The sequence below is a fragment of the Roseovarius autotrophicus genome (genome assembly GCF_018069895.1).
Taxonomy (GTDB): domain Bacteria; phylum Pseudomonadota; class Alphaproteobacteria; order Rhodobacterales; family Rhodobacteraceae; genus Roseovarius; species Roseovarius autotrophicus.
The window spans coordinates 235647-255686 of the sequence record NZ_JAGQDH010000004.1 but is presented as its reverse complement, the minus strand read 5'-3'; the positions used below and the strand labels follow the sequence as shown (position 1 = coordinate 255686).

Genomic DNA, 20040 nt, shown 5'->3' with positions numbered 1-20040 from the left:
GATTTCCGTCAGTGCCAGAGCAGGCCCCGCACGCCACGATGTAACGGCGTGCGGGGGCGCTTCAAGCCGGAAATCGGGGAGCGCGGGATCCGTCGCGTTCCGCCTTACGCGATCAGATCACGCCCTGTGCGCGCATCGCCTCGGCCACGCGGATGAAACCGCCGATATTGGCCCCCAGCACATAGTCGCCCGGCGCACCGTATTCCTCGGCGGTGTCGGCGCAGGTGTCGTGGATGTTGCGCATGATCAGGCCAAGCCGGTCCTTCGTCACCTCGAAGGTCCATGCGTCGCGGCTGGCATTCTGCTGCATTTCCAGCGCCGAGGTCGCCACGCCGCCGGCATTGGCCGCCTTGCCGGGCGCAAACAGAATACCCGCCTTCTGGAACGTTTCGACCGCGTCGGGGGTGCAGGGCATGTTGGCCCCTTCCGCCACCAGCCGAGCGCCATTCCCGATGAGCGCGCGGGCATGGGCGGCGTTAAGCTCGTTCTGGGTGGCGCAGGGCAGGACGATCTCGCAGGGCACATCCCAGATCGAACCCTTGTCGGAGGGATAGAACTTTGCCCCCTTGCGCTCCTTGACATATTCGGAGATCCGCGCGCGGCGACGTTCCTTGATATCTTTCACAAGATCGAGGTCGATGCCGTCCTCGTCCACGACATAGCCACCGCTATCGGACATCGCCACGACCATGGCGCCAAATTTCTGCGCCTTCTCGACCGCGTAGATCGCCACGTTGCCAGAGCCGGAGACGACCGTGCGCCGTCCCTCGAAATCCTCTCCGATCCGTTCCAGCATGGCCTTCGCGAAATAGACTGTGCCATATCCCGTGGCCTCGGTGCGCGCGAGCGAGCCGCCGTAGCTCAGCCCCTTGCCGGTCAGAACGCCCGCCTCATAGCGGTTGGTCAGGCGCCGATACTGGCCGAACATCCAGCCCACCTCGCGCCCGCCGACGCCGATATCGCCCGCAGGCACGTCGGTCTTGTCGCTGATATGGCGGTAAAGTTCGGTCATAAAGGACTGGCAGAAGCGCATGATTTCGCCGTCCGAACGGTCCTTGGGGTCGAAATCAGAGCCGCCCTTGCCGCCGCCGATCGGCAGGCCGGTGAGCGCGTTCTTGAAAATCTGCTCGAAGCCGAGAAACTTGATGATCGACAGGTTCACCGACGGGTGGAACCGCAATCCGCCCTTGTAGGGGCCGAGCGCCGAATTGTATTGCACGCGAAAGCCGCGATTGACGTGGACCTGACCCTTGTCATCGGTCCATGGCACGCGAAAGATGATCTGGCGCTCGGGTTCGCACAGCCGGTCGATCAGGCCCTGTTCAAGATAGCCGGGGTGCTTGGCGATCACGCGGCCAAGGCTTTCCATCACCTCGCGGAGCGCTTGATGGAACTCGGCCTCGCCGGGATTGCGTTTCAGGACTGTCGAAAAGACGGGTTCAAGTTTTTCGTCAATGCTCATGGTGGATCTGTCCCTTGTTGCCGGTTGTTTTTCAGTCTGTTTCAGACCCGGCCCATGCCATGCAGCACTGGCGTTTATTGTGTGCGGTTTGTGAGCAGATAGCCTGAAATTTAAGCAACGGAACATGGCATCGGCCCGACATTGTCCAGAGCACACTTTGCCGCAGGGCTATGGATCAGCGATGGCCAACGGCCTCGTCACTCATCGTCAGAACATCCAGGAACGCCGCGCCAAAGCGTTCGGTCCTTTGCGGTCCCATGCCCGGCATCCGCTCAAGCGCGTCGAGCGTCGCGGGCCGCCGTTCGGCGATCTGGCGCAGCGTGGAATGGGTGCAGGACAGCGGCCGGAGCGTGCCGCAATCCCCGCGCGCCAGATCGCGGCTCACCTCTGCCAGCCGGTCATAAAGCGCGCCCTCGGGCCGCCCGGCGAGTTTGCGGCGGGTGGGGTGCATTTCCTCTGTCGCGCCGGTGATGACCTCGAGAAAGGCCCCGCCGTAACGATCCAACTTGGTTGCCCCCACGCCGCCGATCCGTGCCATGGCATCAAGCGTGTCGGGGCGCGTCTCGGCCATCTCTATCAGCGTGCGGTCGGTGAAGACGATATAGGCGGGAACGCCCGCTGCCTCTGCCAGAGCGCGGCGTTTCGCCTTGAGCGCCGAGAGCAGCGGCGCGTCCTCGTCCGCGACCAGCGCGCGGGGCGCGGGGCGGGCGGCGGCCTTGAGGGTGTCGCGCCGCAGCCGGATCGTGGCCTCGCCGCGCAGGATCGGGCGCGCGGCCTCGCACATCACCAGCGCGCCGTGGCGCTCGGGGTCAGGGCGCACAAGGTCGTGCCCCATCATCTGCCGGAACACCCCCTGCCAGAGCCGTTTGTCATGGGCGCGCCCGACACCGAAGGTCGGCAGCGCATCATGGCCGCGCGTGCGCACCTTTTCGGTGGCGGTGCCGGTCAGGATGTCGATGAGATGGCCCGCGCCAAAGCTTTCGCCCGTGCGCAGGATCGCCGAAAGCGCCATGCGCACCGCCTCGGTGCCGTCAAAGGTCTCGGGTGGGGCGTCGCACAGATCGCAATTGCCGCAAGGGTTGGCCTCCTCCGCGAAATAGCGCAAGAGGCTCATACGGCGGCATTCCAGCGCCTCGGCCAGACCAAGAAGCGCATTGAGCCGTCCGTGATCGGCGCGGCGGCGCTCGGGCGGGGCCAGCCCCTCGTCGATCTGGTTGCGGCGCAGGCGGATATCGTCGGGACCGTAAAGCGTCAGCGTCTCGGCGGGGGCGCCGTCACGGCCTGCACGCCCGATCTCCTGATAATAACTCTCGATGGATTTGGGCAGGTCGGCATGGGCGACCCAGCGGATATCGGGTTTGTCCACCCCCATGCCAAAGGCGACCGTGGCCACGACGATCAGCCCGTCCTCGGTGTTGAACCGCTCCTCCACCGCGCGGCGGGCGGGTGCCTCCATCCCGCCGTGATAGGCGCAGGCGGCGTGCCCGGCGTCAATGAGTGCCTGTGCCAGCGTCTCGGTCCTGGCGCGCGTGCCGCAATAGACGATGCCCGATTGCCCCCGGCGCGCGGCGGCGAAATCGAGGATCTGGCGGCGGGGAGTATCCTTGGGGGCAAAGGCGAGGTGGATATTGGGCCGGTCAAAGCCGTAGAGAAAGGTCTGCGGCGCGGTCCCGTCAAAGAGTTTCTCGACGATTTCGGCCTGTGTCTCGGCGTCGGCGGTGGCGGTGAAGGCGGCGAGCGGCACACCTAGCGCACGACGCAATTCGCCGATGCGCAGGTAATCGGGGCGGAAATCATGACCCCACTGGCTTACGCAATGGGCCTCGTCCACGGCGATGAGGCTGACCCCGATCCGCCGCAGCATCGCCGTTGTCCCCGAGGAGGCGAGTCGCTCGGGGGCGAGGTAAAGCAGCTTGAGCCGCGCCTCGTCGAGCGCGCGCCAGACCTCGGCTGTCTCGTCCTCGGTATTGCCGGAGGTCAGCGCGCCCGCCGCCACACCCACGGCCCTCAGCGCGCGCACCTGATCGCGCATCAGCGCGATGAGCGGCGAGACCACCACCGTCACACCGTCGCGCAGAAGCGCGGGCAGTTGGAAACAGAGCGATTTGCCGCCCCCCGTGGGCATGATCGCAAGCGTGTTGCAGCCCGCGGCGACGGTTTGCACGATCTCTTCCTGACCGGGGCGGAACGCGTCGAATCCGAAGACATCGCGCAAAAGCGTGGCAGCGCCGGACATGGGGTTCCCTGCAAGATTTGACTATATCTGCTCTTGCAGAGACTGTTTCATACTAAGATTTGGTGAACAAGTCCCCGGCTCAGTAAAAAACCGCTGCGTTGTTCATCAGAACGATGCGCAGGGCATAGACACCGATCAGCACGGCAAGCGGCGCAAGGTCGATGCCGGACATGGGGGGCAGGACACGCCGCACCGGGGCATAGAGCGGCTCCAGTATCCGGTTCAGCCCATACCAGATTTGCGCCACGAGTTGCTGGCGGGTGTTGAGCACCTGAAAACTGATCAGCCATGACATGATCACATGCGCGATGATGAAGAACCACAGCACATCGAGAAGCAACATCAGGATCTGGAAAAGCGATTGCATGGGGCGCGTGTCCTCTGGTCCGGGTCGGGAACAGACCTAAGCGGGCTGCGCCCCGAGCGCAAGCCTGACGCGCGGTCGCGGTTGACGGGGCGCGCGCGGGCTGACAGGTCGGGACCAACACAGCGCGGAGACCGCCCATGTATCCCTTTGCCCGCATGATCTGGCAGCTTTACCTGCATCGCAGATCACCACCCCTGCCTGTGACGGGAACCCATGTCTCTTACCATTATTGCCTGCCTTGGGATATCGACCTCTGGCGCGAGTTGAACAACGGGCGCACGCTCACGCTTTACGATCTGGGGCGTATCCCGCTGGCGGGGCGGGTGGGCCTTATCGGCGTGCTGCGGCGCAAGGGCTGGGGGCTGACCATGGCCGGGGCAAGTGTGCGCTATCGGCGCCGGGTGCGGGCGTTCGAGCGGGTCGAGATGCGTTCGCGCCTTATCGGATGGGATGCGCGGTTCATGTATCTGGAGCAATCCATGTGGAACAGGACGGGCGAGTGCACGAGCCACATCCTCTATCGCGGGGCCGTCACCGGGCGGTCGGGCATCGTGCCCCCCGAGGAGGTGCTGGCCGCGCTAGGGGAAACGCAGGCGGCACCAGCCCTGCCGGATTGGGCCCGCGCCTGGATCGCGGCCGATGATACGCGCCCCTGGCCACCCATGCAGGAATAGCTTGCCAGTGCGGGGCCAAGCCTGTCTTATCACGGAAAAATTGAGGCCGGGAACGGGCATGGCAGAGATATCGCAGCGCAAGCGCATTTGGGGCTGGTATTTCTTCGACTGGGCCAGCCAGCCCTATCATACCTTGTTGGTCACGTTCGTTTTCGGACCCTATTTCGCCTCGGTTGCCTCGGCACATTTTCTGGGCGCCGGGCTGGATTCCGACGCGGCGGCGGCGCGGGCGCAAACAATGTGGTCGCAGGCACTGATGATCTCGGGGCTGATCATCGGCTTTGGTGCGCCGTTCATGGGGGCGTTTGCCGACCGGACCGGGAGGCGCAGGCCGTGGATTGCAGTGTTTTCCCTCATGTATGTGGTGGGCGCGGCGGCGATCTGGGGGATGCTGCCGGATGGGTCAAACCTCTGGTGGGGGCTGATGGCCTTTGCCTTCGGCTTCATCGGGGCCGAATACGCGCTCATCTTCATCAATGCGCAACTTCCCTCGCTCGGCACCGAGGAAGAGGTGGGCGCGATCTCGGGCTCGGGCTTTGCCTTCGGCTATGCGGGCGGCGTGCTGTCGCTGTTTCTCATGCTGCTGCTCTTTGTCGAACAGCCCTCGGGCAAGACGCTGATCGGGCTTGATCCGCTGTTCGGGCTGGACGCGGACGCGCGCGAGGGCACGCGCCTTGTGGGGCCGTTCACGGCGATGTGGTATGCGCTGTTCATGATCCCCTATTTCCTCTGGGTGCGAGAGAGCGGCCCGGCCACGCGCGGCGCGCGGGTCTCCGAGGCGCTCGGCTCGCTCTGGCGCACGGTGAAGGGGTTGCGCCACCGGCTCAGCCTCAGCGCCTATCTCGGCTCATCCATGTTCTACCGTGACGCGCTCAACGGGCTCTACGGGTTTGGTGGCACCTATGCGGTGCTGGTGCTGAAATGGTCGATCGTCTCGGTCGGGATCTTCGGCATCATCGGGGCGATCTCGGCGGCGCTGTTCAGTTGGGCAGGCGGACGGCTGGACAAACGCTTTGGCCCCAAGCCCGTGATCACCGTGGCGATATGGGGGCTGATCCTCGTTTGCGTGACGGTGGTGAGCATGGACCGCAGCCAGATTTTCGGCATCACGCTCTCTGAGGGTTCGCGTCTGCCCGATATCATCTTCTTCGGTTGCGGGGTGCTTATCGGCGGGCTGGGCGGCACGCTCCAGGCGGCGAGCCGGACGCTCATGGTGCGCCACACAGACCCAGACCGCCCCACGGAAAACTTCGGGCTATACGGCCTTTCAGGGCGGGCGACCGCCTTTCTGGCGCCGATGCTGATCGGGCTGGCTACGACGTTTTCGGGCAGTGCGCGGATTGGGATTTCCCCGGTCATCCTGCTTTTCCTGATCGGCCTCTTTCTGCTACGCTATGTCACGGCAGAGGGAGATCGCGGGCCATGTCGCGTGTCACGGTAATCGGCACTTTGTTTCTGGCCCTTGCGGGCTGCATGGAGCCGAAAGAGACCACGCCCGCAGCGGCGGTCGTGTCGTCTCAGAACGTGCCCGTGGCAATGCGCGGTGTGCCCGCGAAACAGCTTTTCGGGGCGCAACCGAGGGCCTCGGCGCAAGGGCCCGCGCCCCATGGCGGCTATGCACGGGGATGTCTGGCCGGTGGTGTGGAACTACCCGAGACCGGGCCGACATGGCAGGCGGTCCGCCTAAGCCGGAACCGCAACTGGGGTCATCCGAAAGCCATTGATTTCGTGAAGGACCTGTCGCGTTTCGCGGCAACGCAGCCGGGTTGGAACGGGCTTTATGTGGGCGATATCAGCCAGCCGCGCGGGGGGCCGATGCTGACGGGGCATTCGAGCCATCAGTCGGGCCTCGACATCGATATCTGGCTGCGCCCGGCCACCGATCTGACCCTCAGCCGCACGGCGCGGGAAAATATCTCCTCGGTGTCGATGCAACGTGCCGATGGGGCCTATACCAACAGCCAGTGGACCCGCGCCCATCACGAGATCGTCAAGGCGGCGGCAAGCGATCCGCGCACGGGGCGAATCTTCATTTTCGCCGGGGCCAAGGCACAGATGTGCCGCGACGAGACCGGCGACCGGGCCTGGCTGCGCAAGGTGCGGCCATGGTGGGGGCATCACTACCATTTCCATGTCAGGCTGAATTGCCCCGATGGAGCAAGAGGTTGCGAGGCGCAGGACGCCCCGCCGTCAGGCGATGGCTGCGCCGAGGCGGATCAGTGGGTGCGCAACATCCTCAACCCGCCGCTGCCCGATCCGGACGCGCCCAAGCCCAGGCCGAAACGCGACCTGACCATTCATGACCTGCCTCAGCAATGTGTGGCCGTTCTCCAGTCTCAGTAACAGATTTCGTTTTGAAATCCGGGCGATCCGTGGCAGATTTGAATCAACGGCAACAAAGCGAAAGGAGGTGGTCCAGTGTCTATGAAGGGATTGGAGCGTGAGGTCGGAACAGTTCGGGGGGCGCGCGCCTAGAGCAGCCTCGGGGCGTGATGGCCCCACTCGGATTGGTGCGCCTAACCGGCCCACCTCCGCGACTTCAGGAAGGCCGCTCCGCGAGGGGCGGCCTTTTCAATCGGGCAAGGACTGGACCGACCGGGTATGCTGAAGATCACCGACGAGATCGCCATCGAGGACTGGGAGTTGACCGAGCAGTTCATCCGCGCCTCGGGGCCGGGTGGGCAGAATGTCAACAAGGTGGCGAGCGCGGTGGAGTTGCGGTTTGAGGCTGCGCGCTCGCCGAACCTGCCCTCGCCGGTCAAGACGCGGCTCGAACGGCTGGCGGGGCGGCGCTGGACCGGGGAAGGCGCGATCGTGCTGCAATGCGACGAGACCCGCAGCCAGGCACGCAACCGCGAGATCGTGCGCGAGCGGCTGGCCGAACTGATCCGGAAGGCGCTGGTGGCACCCAGGCGACGCATCCCGACGCGGCCCACGCTTGGCGCGAAGAAACGCCGCCTCAAGGCCAAGAAGGTGCGCGGCGAGGTCAAGGCGCTGCGCGGCAAGGTAGACGGGGAGGAATAAGCGAGATTGGACCGAAAACCGGGCAATACCCTTGACGCCGGGGCCGCTCTCCCCTAACAGACCCCATCCGCAAGGCCCCGGATTCGTCCGGGGCTTAGCTGTTGTTCGCAAGAGCAAACCGAGCCGGGGACCTTCGGGGCCCTATAACCAAAGGTGGGTCCGCCCACCCGACATACAGGCGGGGCAACCCGCCATTAGCTAACGGAAGACAGAAAGCATGGCACTCAAGTCGTACAAGCCGACGACGCCGGGCCAGCGCGGGCTGGTGCTGATCGACCGTTCGGAGCTGTGGAAAGGCCGTCCGGTCAAGGCCCTCACCGAGGGTCTGACCAAGAACGGTGGCCGCAACAACACCGGACGAATCACGATGCGCCGCAAGGGCGGCGGGGCGAAACGCCTCTATCGGATCGTTGATTTCAAACGCACCAAGTTCGACATCCCGGCAACCGTCGAGCGGATCGAATACGATCCCAACCGAACCGCCTTTATCGCGCTCATCCGCTACGAGGATGGCGAGCAGGCCTATATCCTTGCGCCGCAGCGCCTTGCTGTCGGTGATCAGGTGATTGCTTCGGCCAAGGCCGATATCAAGCCGGGCAACGCGATGCCGTTCTCGGGGATGCCCATCGGCACGATCGTCCACAACATCGAGCTCAAGGCCGGCAAGGGCGGGCAGATCGCGCGCGCTGCAGGCACCTATGCGCAATTCGTCGGCCGCGATGGCGGCTATGCGCAGATCCGGCTCTCCTCGGGCGAGTTGCGCCTCGTGCGGCAGGAATGCATGGCCACAGTCGGCGCTGTCAGCAACCCGGACAACTCGAACCAGAATTACGGCAAGGCTGGCCGGATGCGCCACAAGGGCATTCGCCCGAGCGTCCGCGGCGTGGTGATGAACCCGATCGACCACCCTCATGGTGGTGGCGAGGGCCGCACCTCGGGTGGCCGTCATCCGGTCACGCCCTGGGGCAAGCCCACCAAGGGCGCGCGCACCCGCAACACGAACAAGGCGTCGCAAAAGCTCATCGTGCGCTCGCGTCATGCCAAGAAGAAGGGCCGCTAACACATGGCACGTTCTGTATGGAAAGGCCCCTTCGTCGATGCCTACGTCCTGAAAAAGGCCGAGGCGGCGCGCGAATCGGGGCGTAACGAAGTCATCAAGATCTGGTCGCGCCGCTCGACCATCCTGCCGCAATTCGTGGGTCTCACGTTTGGCGTCTACAACGGACACAAGCACATCCCGGTGAACGTCACCGAGGACATGATCGGCCAGAAGTTCGGGGAATACTCCCCCACCCGCACCTATTACGGGCATGCGGCCGATAAGAAAGCGAAGAGGAAGTAAGCCATGGGCAAGGAGAAGAATCCCCGCCGCGTGGCGGATAACGAAGCGATGGCCAAGTTGCGCATGCTGCGCACGAGCCCGCAGAAACTCAACCTCGTTGCCGCGATGATCCGGGGCAAGAAGGTGGACAAGGCGCTGACCGACCTGACCTTTTCGAACAAGCGGATCGCCCAGGACGTCAAGAAGTGCCTGCAATCGGCGATCGCCAATGCCGAGAACAACCACGGGCTTGATGTGGACGAGCTGATCGTCGCAGAGGCATGGGTCGGCAAGAACCTCGTGCTCAAGCGCGGTCGTCCGCGCGCACGCGGCCGGTTCGGCGCGCTGCGCAAGCCGTTCTCGGAACTCACGATCAAGGTGCGTCAACTCGAGGAGCAAGCCTGATGGGTAACAAAGTCAATCCGATCGGCATGCGCCTTCAGGTCAACCGCACCTGGGATAGCCGCTGGTATGCCGACACCAAGGACTACGGCAATCTTCTTCTCGAGGATCTCGCCATGCGCGATTTCATCAAGGAAGAATGCAAGCAGGCCGGCATCAGCCGTGTGATCATCGAGCGTCCGCACAAGAAATGCCGCGTCACGATCCACACCGCGCGTCCCGGCGTGATCATCGGCAAGAAAGGCGCCGATATCGAGACCCTGCGCAAGAAGCTCGCCGCGATGACCGCAAGCGAGCTGCATCTCAACATCGTCGAGGTGCGCAAGCCCGAGCTTGACGCCGCGCTTGTGGCCGAAAGCATCGCGCAGCAGCTTGAGCGCCGGGTGTCGTTCCGCCGCGCCATGAAACGCGCGGTGCAGAACGCCATGCGCATGGGGTCGCTCGGCATCCGGGTGAACGTGTCGGGTCGCCTTGGCGGCGCCGAGATCGCCCGAACCGAGTGGTATCGTGAAGGCCGGGTTCCGCTGCACACGCTGCGCGCCGACATCGACTACGCCCTTGCCGAAGCCTCGACCCCTTACGGGATCATCGGCATCAAGGTGTGGATTTTCAAGGGCGAGATCCTCGAGCACGATCCCGGTGCACGTGATCGCAAGGCCCAGGAACTCCAGGATGGTCCCGCGCCCCGTGGCGCCGGCGGCCGTCGCTGAGGAGGACTGAAAAATGCTTCAACCAAAGCGCACGAAATTCCGCAAGCAGTTCAAGGGCCGCATCAAGGGCGAGGCCAAGGGCGGCTCGGACCTGAACTTCGGCACCTATGGCCTCAAGGCGACCGAGCCGGAGCGTGTCACCGCGCGCCAGATCGAAGCCGCCCGCCGCGCCATGACCCGCCACATGAAACGTCAGGGCCGCGTCTGGATCCGCATCTTCCCGGATGTGCCGGTCTCGGCCAAGCCCATCGAGGTTCGTATGGGCAAGGGCAAGGGTTCGGTGGATCGCTGGGTCTGCAAGGTCAAGCCCGGCCGCGTGATGTTCGAGATCGACGGCGTGGGCGAGGCGGTTGCGGTCGAGGCGCTGCGCCTTGCCGCGATGAAACTGCCGATCAAGACCCGTGTGGTGGTCCGCGAGGACTGGTAAGATCGGCGGGTTGACACCCACCCTACGGACTGGCCCCGTGCGAGAGATCGCGCGGGGCTTTTCATATCGCGCATCGCGCCTGTGGCAGGCGGCGGAGCCTCCGGCGGGGATATTTGAGGCCAGAAGAAACGCGGGGAGAGCGCAAAATTCCCCCCGCGCGAAACACCTGCGTGCTTCTCCTGGCGCGGTCATCGGCGTCCCCGCCTGTACCGCGCCCCGATCTTGTCGGAAAATGGTAAAGAAACCGTTGTTTCTTCTGGCTGAAAATATCCTGGGGTGAATTGGCCGAAGGCCAAGAGGGGCAAGGCCCCTGCCTTACTTCAACTGGCTGTCCTTCGAGCCGCGCCGGTTGATGCCGCCGCGCGGACGCGTCGTCGGGTCGTGCTCGGCGGCGCAGTCCAGGCAGAGCTTGACGCCGGGAATGGCCTGCCTGCGCGCCTCGGGGATGGGCTCCCCGCAATCGGCGCAATGCGCCAGGCTCTCGCCTTGCGGGGTGCGGCGGGCGCGCAGGCGTTCAAGTTCGTCGGCAATGGATGCCTCGATCTGCTCGTTCACCGCCCCGTCGCGTGTCCAGCCGCCCGCCATTGCGCCCCTCTCAGATCAGCCCTTCGGCCGCGAAAAGTGTTGCCACATCCGCCTCGGGGCGCGCGCCGTAATGGCCGATGACCTCTGCCGCCGCGATACAGCCCATGCGCCCGGCAACCGCCAGCGGCCTGTCCGTGGCCAGACCGTAGAGGAAGCCGGCGGCGAACTGATCGCCCGCGCCTGTCGTATCGACCGGATCAACGCGTGTGACGGGCACGGTCACAGTGTCGTTGCCCTCGACCATCACCACATCATGCCCCGAGCGCGTGCAGACGATCAGACCGCTCTCGGCGGCGGCCTGTTCCAGCGCCGCGCCAAGATCGTCGGTCTGGTAAAGTGAGCGCCATTCATGCTCGTTTCCGATGACGAAATCGAGTGATCTGACCAGCCCGCGGAAATCCTCGCGGTGCCGATCGACACAGAACGGATCGGAGAGCGTGATGCCCGCCTTGCCACCACCCGCGCGTGCCGCCTGCGCCGCCGCCTCGAAGGCCGCCTTACCCTTGGGTTTGTCGTAGAGATAGCCCTCGAGAAAGAGGATCTGCGCCTGCCCCGCCACCGCCGCGGGCACATCGGCCTCGTCAAGGTCGGTCGAGATGCCAAGATATGTGTTCATCGACCGCTCGCCATCGGGCGTCACGAAGATCATCGAGCGCGAGCTGGGCAGCGCACCCGCACGCGGCGGGTTCACGAACTCTGTGCCCACGGCGTGCATCCCCTCGGCGTAATAGCGGCCAAGCGCGTCGTCGCTCACACGCCCGATGAAGGCCGTCGAGAGGCCAAGCGCGCTAAGGCCCGCAACGGTATTGGCTACCGATCCGCCGGGCATCTGCCGCCGTTCGGGCATCTGATCATAGAGGTATTCTGCGCGTTCGGTCTCGATCAGTTGCATCACGCCCTTTTCGATCCCCATGCGGGCAAGAAAGGCGTCGTCGCAGCGGCCGATCACATCGACGATGGCATTGCCGATGCCGACAATCTGATACTTGGTCATAGGGTCTTGTCCTCATAGGGGCAGAGATCGCGGATCAGGCAGGTGCCGCAGGCAGGTTTTCGCGCCTTGCAGGTATAGCGGCCATGCAGGATCAGCCAGTGATGCGCGTGGCGCTGGAAATCGACGGGAACATTGTCCTCGATCGCGCGTTCGACGGCCTCGACATCCTTGCCGGGGCAGATGCCGGTGCGGTTGCCGATGCGAAAGATATGGGTATCGACCGCCTGCGCCGGATGGCCCCACCACATGTTGAGCACGACATTGGCGGTCTTGCGCCCGACGCCGGGCAGGGCCTGAAGCGCGGCGCGGGAATTGGGCACCTCGCCGCCGTGTTCCTCGACAAGGATGCGGCTGAGTTTGAGCACGTTCCTGGCCTTGTTGCGGTAAAGGCCGATGGTCTTGATGTGGGCGATCAACCCATCTTCGCCAAGTGCCAGCATCTTGTCCGGCGTGTCGGCGATCTGGAAGAGCGCGCGGGTGGCGCGGTTCACGCCTACGTCAGTCGCCTGTGCAGAGAGCGCGACCGCGACCAGCAAGGTGAAGGCGTTGACATGATCGAGCTCGCCCTTCGGCTCGGGCTCTGCCGCCTGAAAGCGGGTAAAGATCTCGCGGATCGTGTGATAATCGAGTTGGCGCACCATGGCCTGTCTATGACGCGAAACCGGGGATTGCGCAACATTCGGGTCGCGGGGCGCGTGCGCGCGGCCTATCTTGTGGCAAAACCACCGGGGGCCGCTATGTCCGAGAGCTATCATTACAATGTCATGCGCCGGGCCATCGCCCTTATCGACGCGGGCGGCGAGGGGCTGACGCTTGAGGCACTGGCAGGCGAGATGGGGATGAGTGCGGCGCATTTCCAGCGGCTGTTCTCGGCCTGGGTCGGGGTTTCGCCGAAGCGCTATCAGCAATATCTGGCGCTTGGTCATGCGCGTGAGATGCTGGCGCAACGCTTTACCACGCTGGAGGCGGCGGAGGCGGCGGGGCTGTCGGGGACGGGGCGGCTGCACGATCTGTTCCTGCGCTGGGAGGCGATGCGCCCCGGCGAGTTCGCGCGCGGCGGCGCGGGGCTTGTGATCCGCTATGGCTGGTTCGACACGCCTTTTGGCGAAGCGCTGGCCATGGGGACGGAACGCGGCCTCTGCGGGCTGGCCTTTGCAGCCGAGACGGGGCGGGAGGTCGCCATGGCGGACATGCGCGCGCGCTGGCCTGAGGCGCAGTATGCGGAGGCGCCCGGGGCGATTGGCGCTTGGGTCACGGCGGCCTTTGCCGGGCACGGCGAGGCGCGGCTCTGCATGATCGGCGCGCCGTTTCAGATCAAGGTATGGGAGGCGCTGCTCAGTATCCCGTCGGGCCATGTCACCACCTATTCCGAGATAGCGCGCGCCATCGGCCATCCCCGCGCCGTGCGCGCCGTCGGCACCGCCGTGGGGCGCAACCCGGTGAGCTATCTCATCCCGTGCCACCGGGCGTTGCGCAAAACCGGCGCTCTGGGCGGATATCACTGGGGGCTGCCGGTCAAGCGCGCGCTTCTGGCGTGGGAGAGCGCGCGCGCTGACGGCTCGGCGGGAAACCGCGCGAAATTTCCCCCCGATGAGCCTTGGGTGCCGGATTGATATTGAATATCATGAGATCACTCCCGACTTGATCGGGCAGGTTCATCAAAGAGGCATTCCAATGATCCGAGCGAACAAGACCCTTCTCGCCTTCTCCGGCGCGGCCCTTCTTCTGGTGACGGCCTGCACCGATCCAAATCAGGTGGGTGGCGGGACCGATTCGAACCAGAAAGCCAAGCAGGGCGCGATCATCGGCGGCATCATCGGTGCGGGCACCGGTGCCGTGGTCAGTGACAGCAAGGGCAAGGGCGCGGTACTCGGCGGCGTGATCGGCGCGCTTGGCGGCGCGGCCATCGGCTCGGCACTCGACCGGCAGGAGGCGGAACTGCGTCAGCAGCTCAATGACGATGTCCGTATCGTCAATACCGGCGACCGGCTGATCCTGACCATGCCGCAGGACATCCTCTTTGCCGTCGACAGCTTCGCCGTGACGCAGACCCTGCGTAGCGATCTGTTCCGGGTGGCGCAAAGCCTGCAACGGTATCCCGACACAACGGTTCAGGTGGTGGGCCATACCGACAGCACCGGTGCCGCCAGCTATAACCAGCAGCTTTCCGAGCGGCGCGCCAGTGCGGTGGCCAATGTGTTGATGGAGGGCGGCGTGCCCGGTTGGCGCATCCGCGCCATCGGGCGGGGCGAGGACCAGCCGGTTGCCTCGAATCTGACGCCAGAGGGCCGGGCGCTGAATCGCCGGGTGGAAATCGTCATCCTGCCCAACTGAGGCGGCGCTGGCCCCGAGGGCGGCTGGATATTTATGGCAAGATGAAGCGGGGGCGGTCACATGGGGGCCGCCCCCGTTGCGTCATTGGGCGGCCATCTCCACGGCCTCGACGCGCACCGCCGAGAATTTGAACTCGGGGATCTTGCCGTAAGGATCAAGCGCCGGGTTGGTGAGGATATTCGCCGCCGCCTCCACATAGGCGAAGGGCAGAAACACCATGTCGGGGGATATCGCGCGGTCGGCGCGGGCCATCACCGTGATCGAGCCCCGCTTGGTGGTGAGGCGCACCATGCCGCCCGGTTCCACCCCGAGGCGGCGCAGCGTGGAGGGGTGCAGCGAGCAGTTCGCCTCCGGCTCCACCGCGTCGAGAACCGTGGCGCGGCGGGTCATCGAGCCGGTATGCCAGTGCTCCAGTTGCCGCCCCGTGGTGAGCACCATGGGATAGTCGGCGTCGGGCACATCGTCGGGCGGGATGATTGCGGCGGGGGTAAAGCGCGCGCGCCCCTCGGGACGCGGAAAGCCGTCGCCGAATACCACCGCGTGGCCCGGATGATCGGGGGCGGGACAGGGATAGGTGACGGCGCTCTCGCGTTCCAGCCGCTCCCATGTGATGTTGTCGAGCGAGCGCATGTTGTGCTTCATCTCGGCGAAGACATCCGCCGGGCTGTCATAGCGCCAGCCAAGGTCAAGCCGGTTGGCAAGCGCCATGGTGATTGCCCAGTCCTCGCGCGCATCACCCGGCGGCGGCACGGCCGGGCGGCCCATCTGCACCTGACGGTTGGTGTTCGTCACGGTGCCGGACTTCTCGTAGAAGGCCGAGGCGGGCAGGATCACATCGGCATAGTTCGCCGTCTCGGTCAGAAAAATATCCTGCACCACGAGATGTTCGAGCTTGGCCAGCGCGTCGCGGGCATGCTCCACATCCGGGTCGGACATGGCCGGGTTCTCGCCAAGGATATACATGCCCCGGATCGTGCCCGCGTGGACCGCATCCATGATCTCGGTCACGGTGAGACCCTTTTCGGAGCTGAAGTCCTCTGTGCCCCAGACCTGCGTGAAGGCGCCGCGCACCGCGTCACTTGTCACGGTCTGGTAATCGGGCAGGAACATCGGGATGAGGCCCGCGTCTGAGGCCCCTTGCACGTTGTTCTGCCCGCGCAGCGGGTGCAGCCCGGTGCCGGGGCGGCCGACATGGCCGCACATGAGCGCAAGTGAGATAAGGCAACGGGAATTGTCGGTGCCGTGGATATGCTGGGAAATGCCCATTCCCCAGAAGATCATGCCCGCCTTGGCTGTGGCGAAATCGCGCGCCACGGCACGCAGCGTCTCGGGCGGAATGCCGCAGATCTCCGCCATCTTTTCAGGCGAAAATTGCGCGAGATGCGCCTTCTCCGCCTCCCAGTTCTCGGTGAAGGCGGCGATATACTGCTGGTCGTAAAGCCCCTCCTCGACAATGACGTGCATGATCGCGTTGAGCATCGCCACATCCATGCCCGGCTTGAATTGCAGCATGTGGGTCGCAAAGCGGCGCAGGCCCACGCCGCGTGGGTCCATCACGATGAGCTTGCCGCCGCGCTTTGTGAACTGCTTGAAGAAGGTGGCGGCGACGGGGTGATTCTCGATCGGGTTGGCACCGATGACAATGGCCACATCGGCGTTCTCGATCTCGTTGAACGTGGCCGTGACCGCCCCCGAACCGACATTCTCGATCAATGCGGCCACCGAGGAGGCATGACAAAGCCGCGTGCAATGGTCCACGTTGTTGTGGCCAAAGCCCTGCCGGATGAGTTTCTGGAACAGATAGGCCTCTTCATTGGTGCATTTGGCGCTGCCGAAGCCTGCGACGGAAGGCCCGCCATGCGTCTCCTTGAGCCGCTTGAGGCCATCTGCGGCAAAGTCCAGCGCCTCGTCCCACGACGCCTCGCGGAAGAACGCCCGCCAGTTGCCCGGATCGACGTTGAGGCCCTTTTCGGGCGCGTCCGCGCGGCGGATGAGCGGTTTGGTCAGGCGGTGGGGGTGGTGGATATAGTCGAAGCCGAACCGCCCCTTGACACAAAGCCGCCCCTCATTGGCGGGGCCGTTTATGCCCTCGACATACTTGACGCGATCGCCCTTGACCTTGAGTGAGACCTGACAGCCCACCCCGCAGAAGGGGCAGATGCTGTCCACCGCGCGGTCGAAATCGGCGCTGTCGCCCTGCTGCGAATCGTCCAGAACGGTGGCGGGCATCAGCGCGCCGGTGGGGCAGGCCTGCACGCATTCGCCGCAGGCGACACAGGTGCTCTCGCCCATCGGGTCTGCGAAGTCGAAGACGGGATAGGTATCGTGGCCCCGCCCCGCCATGCCGATCACGTCATTGACCTGCACCTCGCGGCAGGCGCGCACACAAAGACCGCACTGGATGCATGCGTCGAGATTGACGCGCATTGCCACATGGCTGTCATCCAGAAGCGGGATGCGGTCTTTTTCCAGTTTGGGAAAGCGGCTGTGCGTGACGCCGTTCGCGTCGGCCATGTCCCACAGATGGCTGGAGGTGTCACGGGCGGTCTCGCGGGCGGGCTGGTCAGCCAGAAGCATCTCGACCACCATCTTGCGCGCGGTCGTGGCGCGGTGCGAATTGGTGGTCACGACCATGCCCTCGCGCGCCTCGCGGATACAGGAGGCCACGAGCGTGCGCTCTCCCTCGACCTCGACCATGCAGGCACGGCAATTGCCGTCGGGGCGATAGCCGGGGGCGGGCTTGTGGCACAGATGCGGTATCTTGAGGCCGCGGCCATTGGCCACCTCCCAGATGGTCTGGCCTTCCTCGGCATCGACCTCGCGTCCATCAAGCGTGAATCGGATCGTGCTGCCCATGCGTTCCTCCCTCGCCTCTCATGACGGGTAGATCATGGGCGAGGGCTGCGCTCCGTGTCAATTCCGACCTTGGGCAAGGATTTTGCGCCAGTCTTGCGCCAGGGCCGCCGGTTTCACCCGGCTGCCCTGACCGTTTGGGGCGGCTAGTGACCGTGCCCTTTCGCCTTGCGCGCAAGGTCAACAGGGATGTCGAGCGTGATCTCGCCGGATTTCTCGAAGATGAGGGTGAGGGGGATCTCTTTGCCCTGCTCGAAGCTTTCGGTCAGCCCCATGAACATCAGGTGATGGCCCCCGCGTTCGAGAATCACAGAGTCCCCGGCGCCGATGGGCAGGCCCTCGGTGAGATGAAGCATCTTCATCACGCCGTCCTCTTCGCGGTGCGTGTGGATCTGCACCATCTGCGCGACAGGCGAGGCAGCCCCGACGAGCCGGTCATCGGCATCGCCGATATTATCGATCAGCATGAAGGCGGCACCGGTCGTGGCGGCGGGGCTCGCCGCGCGGGCATAGGGATCGAGGATGTGGATTTCCTGCGCAAGGGCAGGGGCGGAAACGGCAAGGCCGAACGCGGCGGCGAAGAAAATCCTGAGGGACACGCGGCTCTCCTTTTCATCCGTTACTTGGCTAACGCTTTTCCTGCGCCCGGGGCAAGCCCGGATGCAGGCAGGCTCTTGCCTCGGGCTTTATCGGCGATGCGCGCAACGCCAATAGTGCCGTCGGGGTATCGCGCGGGATCGAGGCGGGTCGCGTCATCGGTCGGTTGTCTTCCGTTTCCCGACGCTTGCGCCACTAGATCCGAAGGCTTTAGTTGCTCTTGGCGTGATCCCCGGCCTTGCGCTCCATATCCACCGGAACCTCCAGCGTCACCTCGCCCGACTTCTCGAAGATCAGCGTCAGCGGCACGCTGGCACCATGCTCGAAGCTGTGAGTCAAGCCAATGAACATCACATGGTTGCCGCCGCGTTCAAAGTTGATCGTGCCGTGGGCGGGCAAGGGAAACCCCTCTTCGACATGGATCATGCGCATCACGCCGCTGCCATCCTCGCGATGGGTATGAAGTTCGACCTTCTGCGCGGCGGGGGACTTGGCGCCAATCAGGTGGTCGGCCTTGTCGCCGTGATTGTGCAGGGTGAAAAACGCGGCCCCGGATGCCGCGGACGCCGCACGGGCATAAGCGTCGTGCACTTCGACGTGCTGAGCAAGGACAGGCGTGGAAAAAGCAAGGCCGCACGCGACCGCAATGGTGAATTTCAGGGACATGATGTCGCTCCTGTTGGTCTGATGATGAGAGATGAGGGGATCAGACCGATCGGGGCGGCGCGCGCGCACGCCGCAGGGGGTGCGGCAGGGTGGTGACGTGGCGCGCTCCGTCCAAGGAATAGCGCGCAGAGGTTTCGGCCAGTTGCGGCGCGGGCAGCGGATCGCTCGGGGCGGTGGCATGAAAGGCCAGCAGGCAGTCGGGGCAGACATGCGGCGGCGCGACGGGTTGACCCTCTGCCCCCACGAGGACGGCCCGTGTGCCCTCTCCGGTGCAGAGCACGACCTGCCCCGCAGGTTGTGGCGCGCCACGCGCCACGGCCTGCCCGACGCTGGTCAGCGCCAGAAAGAGGCAGAGGCCAAGGGCCGTGATCGTGCGCAGGCGGCTCATCGGGATCAGGTATAGGGCCACCCGCGTGCCCGTGCCAAGCGACAAAAGGAAACAGCCCCGCCGCAACGCGGCAGGGCTGTTGTCAGGGGTGCCGAAAGGCGGTTCAGGCGGTGGCGGCCTGCGCCTTGGCGATTTCCTTCTTTACCTTCAGCGCGTTCGGCGAAAGCTCGACATCCTTGGCCTTGGCAAGGAAGGCATCAAGCCCGCCGCGGTGGTCGACGCTGCGCAGCGCATGCGCCGAGATCCGCAGCTTGATACCGCGATTGAGCGTCTCGGATTGCAGCGTCACGTTGTTGAGGTTCGGCAGATACCGACGCCTGGTCTTGTTGTTGGCGTGGCTCGAGTTGTTGCCAACCATCGGGCCTTTTCCAGTCAGTTCGCAGCGGCGCGACATGGGTTCATCCTCGTCTTGGGGTGAGGGCGCGTGCAGGCCCTTCTTAACACAAGCGGGCACCGCCACAGGCGACGCCCCGAATTCCGTCAGCGGTCTTTAGGCGCAAAGGCGGGGGGCGTCAAGGGATTCGGGGGTGAAATCCACGCATTGCATCGCAGCGTGCGCGCCCTAGGATCAGAGCGGATCATGAGGGAGGACGTCATGGAGATCATCAGGACCGAGAGCATCGGCAGCCGCCTGGCCGAACCTGCCTATTTTACCGGGCGGGTCTGGCATGAGGCGGTGATCGAGGCCGCCGCGCCCGCGCGGGTGCGCGTGCTGCGCGTGACTTTCGAGCCGGGCGCGCGCACCGCCTGGCACACACATCCGCTGGGCCAGACGCTGCATGTGGTCTCGGGCGTGGGCCTCATAGGCACGCGGGGTGGCCCGGTCGAAGTGATCCGCGCGGGCGACACGGTCTGGATTCCGCCGGGCGAGGAGCATTGGCACGGGGCAAGCCCGGACCGGATGATGTGTCATCTGGCGATTCAAGAGGCGCAGGATGGGCGCGCGGCGGACTGGCTCGCCCATGTCACCGACGCGGAATACGGCGCGCCCTGAGCGCCG

23 protein-coding genes are annotated in these 20040 nt (G+C 64.9%); 12 read left to right on the top strand and 11 right to left on the bottom strand.

What is annotated here, in order from left to right; genetic code table 11:
* Nucleotides 1–112: 112 nt before the first annotated feature.
* The 3 genes from gdhA to KAK09_RS07390 form a co-directional block, all read right to left on the bottom strand.
* Nucleotides 113–1462, bottom strand: a complete 1350-nt coding sequence (gene gdhA, locus KAK09_RS07400) for an NADP-specific glutamate dehydrogenase (protein WP_210878280.1) — start codon at nucleotides 1460–1462, stop codon at nucleotides 113–115.
* A gap of 175 nt (nucleotides 1463–1637) precedes the next feature.
* Nucleotides 1638–3698, bottom strand: coding sequence for a DNA helicase RecQ (gene recQ / locus KAK09_RS07395; RefSeq protein ID WP_210878279.1), 2061 nt, complete (start codon nucleotides 3696–3698; stop codon nucleotides 1638–1640).
* A 79-nt stretch (nucleotides 3699–3777) separates the two neighbouring features.
* Nucleotides 3778–4065 carry a YggT family protein gene (locus KAK09_RS07390; protein WP_210878278.1) on the bottom strand — a complete coding sequence of 96 codons (288 nt, stop codon included), beginning with the start codon at nucleotides 4063–4065 and terminating at the stop codon, nucleotides 3778–3780.
* A gap of 137 nt (nucleotides 4066–4202) precedes the next feature.
* On the opposite strand from KAK09_RS07390, the gene KAK09_RS07385 reads away from it, so the two are divergent.
* From KAK09_RS07385 to rplP, 9 genes are all read left to right on the top strand, one after another.
* Nucleotides 4203–4739 carry an acyl-CoA thioesterase gene (locus tag KAK09_RS07385; RefSeq protein WP_210878277.1) on the top strand — a complete coding sequence of 179 codons (537 nt, stop codon included), beginning with the start codon at nucleotides 4203–4205 and terminating at the stop codon, nucleotides 4737–4739.
* Between the two features lie 58 nt (nucleotides 4740–4797).
* Nucleotides 4798–6180, top strand: a complete 1383-nt coding sequence (locus KAK09_RS07380) for an MFS transporter (protein WP_210878276.1) — start codon at nucleotides 4798–4800, stop codon at nucleotides 6178–6180.
* On the top strand, nucleotides 6162–7082 hold the full coding sequence (gene mepA / locus KAK09_RS07375) for a penicillin-insensitive murein endopeptidase (RefSeq protein ID WP_210878275.1): 921 nt from the start codon (nucleotides 6162–6164) through the stop codon (nucleotides 7080–7082). Before KAK09_RS07380 ends, mepA begins: the two co-directional genes overlap by 19 nt.
* A 258-nt stretch (nucleotides 7083–7340) precedes the next feature.
* On the top strand, nucleotides 7341–7763 hold the full coding sequence (gene arfB / locus KAK09_RS07370; protein ID WP_210878274.1) for an alternative ribosome rescue aminoacyl-tRNA hydrolase ArfB: 423 nt from the start codon (nucleotides 7341–7343) through the stop codon (nucleotides 7761–7763).
* 217 nt (nucleotides 7764–7980) lie between these two features.
* The gene (gene rplB, locus KAK09_RS07365; RefSeq protein WP_210878273.1) at nucleotides 7981–8823 is read left to right on the top strand and encodes a 50S ribosomal protein L2; all 843 of its coding nucleotides are present in this window, start codon (nucleotides 7981–7983) and stop codon (nucleotides 8821–8823) included.
* Nucleotides 8824–8826: 3 nt separating this feature from the next.
* Complete coding sequence (gene rpsS, locus KAK09_RS07360; RefSeq protein ID WP_210878272.1) at nucleotides 8827–9105, top strand: 30S ribosomal protein S19; 279 nt, start codon at nucleotides 8827–8829, stop codon at nucleotides 9103–9105.
* Between the two features lie 3 nt (nucleotides 9106–9108).
* Nucleotides 9109–9489: a 50S ribosomal protein L22 gene (gene rplV / locus KAK09_RS07355; protein WP_210878271.1), complete on the top strand. Its 381-nt coding sequence runs from the start codon at nucleotides 9109–9111 to the stop codon at nucleotides 9487–9489.
* The gene (rpsC, locus tag KAK09_RS07350) at nucleotides 9489–10196 is read left to right on the top strand and encodes a 30S ribosomal protein S3 (protein ID WP_210878270.1); all 708 of its coding nucleotides are present in this window, start codon (nucleotides 9489–9491) and stop codon (nucleotides 10194–10196) included. The genes rplV and rpsC overlap by 1 nt, the downstream gene beginning before the upstream one ends.
* Nucleotides 10197–10209: 13 nt before the next feature.
* Entirely contained in the window at nucleotides 10210–10623 is a 414-nt protein-coding gene (rplP, locus tag KAK09_RS07345; RefSeq protein WP_210878269.1) for a 50S ribosomal protein L16, read from the top strand.
* A 315-nt stretch (nucleotides 10624–10938) separates the two neighbouring features.
* Here the strand turns inward: rplP and KAK09_RS07340 are convergent, their stop codons facing one another.
* Genes KAK09_RS07340 through nth form a run of 3 tightly spaced genes read right to left on the bottom strand, consistent with a single transcriptional unit; the run spans nucleotide 10939 to nucleotide 12843 of the window.
* Nucleotides 10939–11208 (bottom strand): DksA/TraR family C4-type zinc finger protein, encoded by a 270-nt coding sequence (locus KAK09_RS07340; RefSeq protein ID WP_210878268.1) that lies wholly within the window; start codon nucleotides 11206–11208, stop codon nucleotides 10939–10941.
* A gap of 10 nt (nucleotides 11209–11218) precedes the next feature.
* Entirely contained in the window at nucleotides 11219–12202 is a 984-nt protein-coding gene (locus KAK09_RS07335; protein WP_210878267.1) for an adenosine kinase, read from the bottom strand.
* On the bottom strand, nucleotides 12199–12843 hold the full coding sequence (gene nth, locus KAK09_RS07330; RefSeq protein WP_210878266.1) for an endonuclease III: 645 nt from the start codon (nucleotides 12841–12843) through the stop codon (nucleotides 12199–12201). Before nth ends, KAK09_RS07335 begins: the two co-directional genes overlap by 4 nt.
* A 96-nt stretch (nucleotides 12844–12939) precedes the next feature.
* On the opposite strand from nth, the gene KAK09_RS07325 reads away from it, so the two are divergent.
* Both KAK09_RS07325 and KAK09_RS07320 read left to right on the top strand, forming a co-directional pair.
* Nucleotides 12940–13815, top strand: a complete 876-nt coding sequence (locus tag KAK09_RS07325; protein WP_210878301.1) for a methylated-DNA--[protein]-cysteine S-methyltransferase — start codon at nucleotides 12940–12942, stop codon at nucleotides 13813–13815.
* A gap of 61 nt (nucleotides 13816–13876) precedes the next feature.
* Entirely contained in the window at nucleotides 13877–14536 is a 660-nt protein-coding gene (locus KAK09_RS07320) for a YiaD family glycine zipper/OmpA-like lipoprotein (protein WP_210878265.1), read from the top strand.
* 81 nt (nucleotides 14537–14617) lie between these two features.
* Here KAK09_RS07320 and fdhF read toward each other — a convergent pair whose 3' ends face one another.
* The 5 genes from fdhF to rpmB form a co-directional block, all read right to left on the bottom strand.
* On the bottom strand, nucleotides 14618–17392 hold the full coding sequence (gene fdhF / locus KAK09_RS07315; protein ID WP_210878264.1) for a formate dehydrogenase subunit alpha: 2775 nt from the start codon (nucleotides 17390–17392) through the stop codon (nucleotides 14618–14620).
* A gap of 143 nt (nucleotides 17393–17535) precedes the next feature.
* Nucleotides 17536–17988: a copper chaperone PCu(A)C gene (locus KAK09_RS07310; RefSeq protein ID WP_210878263.1), complete on the bottom strand. Its 453-nt coding sequence runs from the start codon at nucleotides 17986–17988 to the stop codon at nucleotides 17536–17538.
* A 208-nt stretch (nucleotides 17989–18196) separates the two neighbouring features.
* On the bottom strand, nucleotides 18197–18652 hold the full coding sequence (locus KAK09_RS07305) for a copper chaperone PCu(A)C (RefSeq protein ID WP_210878262.1): 456 nt from the start codon (nucleotides 18650–18652) through the stop codon (nucleotides 18197–18199).
* A gap of 40 nt (nucleotides 18653–18692) precedes the next feature.
* Nucleotides 18693–19061 (bottom strand): hypothetical protein, encoded by a 369-nt coding sequence (locus KAK09_RS07300; RefSeq protein ID WP_210878261.1) that lies wholly within the window; start codon nucleotides 19059–19061, stop codon nucleotides 18693–18695.
* 82 nt (nucleotides 19062–19143) lie between these two features.
* Nucleotides 19144–19434: a 50S ribosomal protein L28 gene (rpmB, locus tag KAK09_RS07295; protein WP_210878260.1), complete on the bottom strand. Its 291-nt coding sequence runs from the start codon at nucleotides 19432–19434 to the stop codon at nucleotides 19144–19146.
* Between the two features lie 201 nt (nucleotides 19435–19635).
* Here rpmB and KAK09_RS07290 point away from each other — a divergent pair, with 201 nt between their 5' ends.
* Nucleotides 19636–20034 (top strand): (R)-mandelonitrile lyase, encoded by a 399-nt coding sequence (locus tag KAK09_RS07290; RefSeq protein WP_210878259.1) that lies wholly within the window; start codon nucleotides 19636–19638, stop codon nucleotides 20032–20034.
* Nucleotides 20035–20040 lie beyond the last annotated feature (6 nt).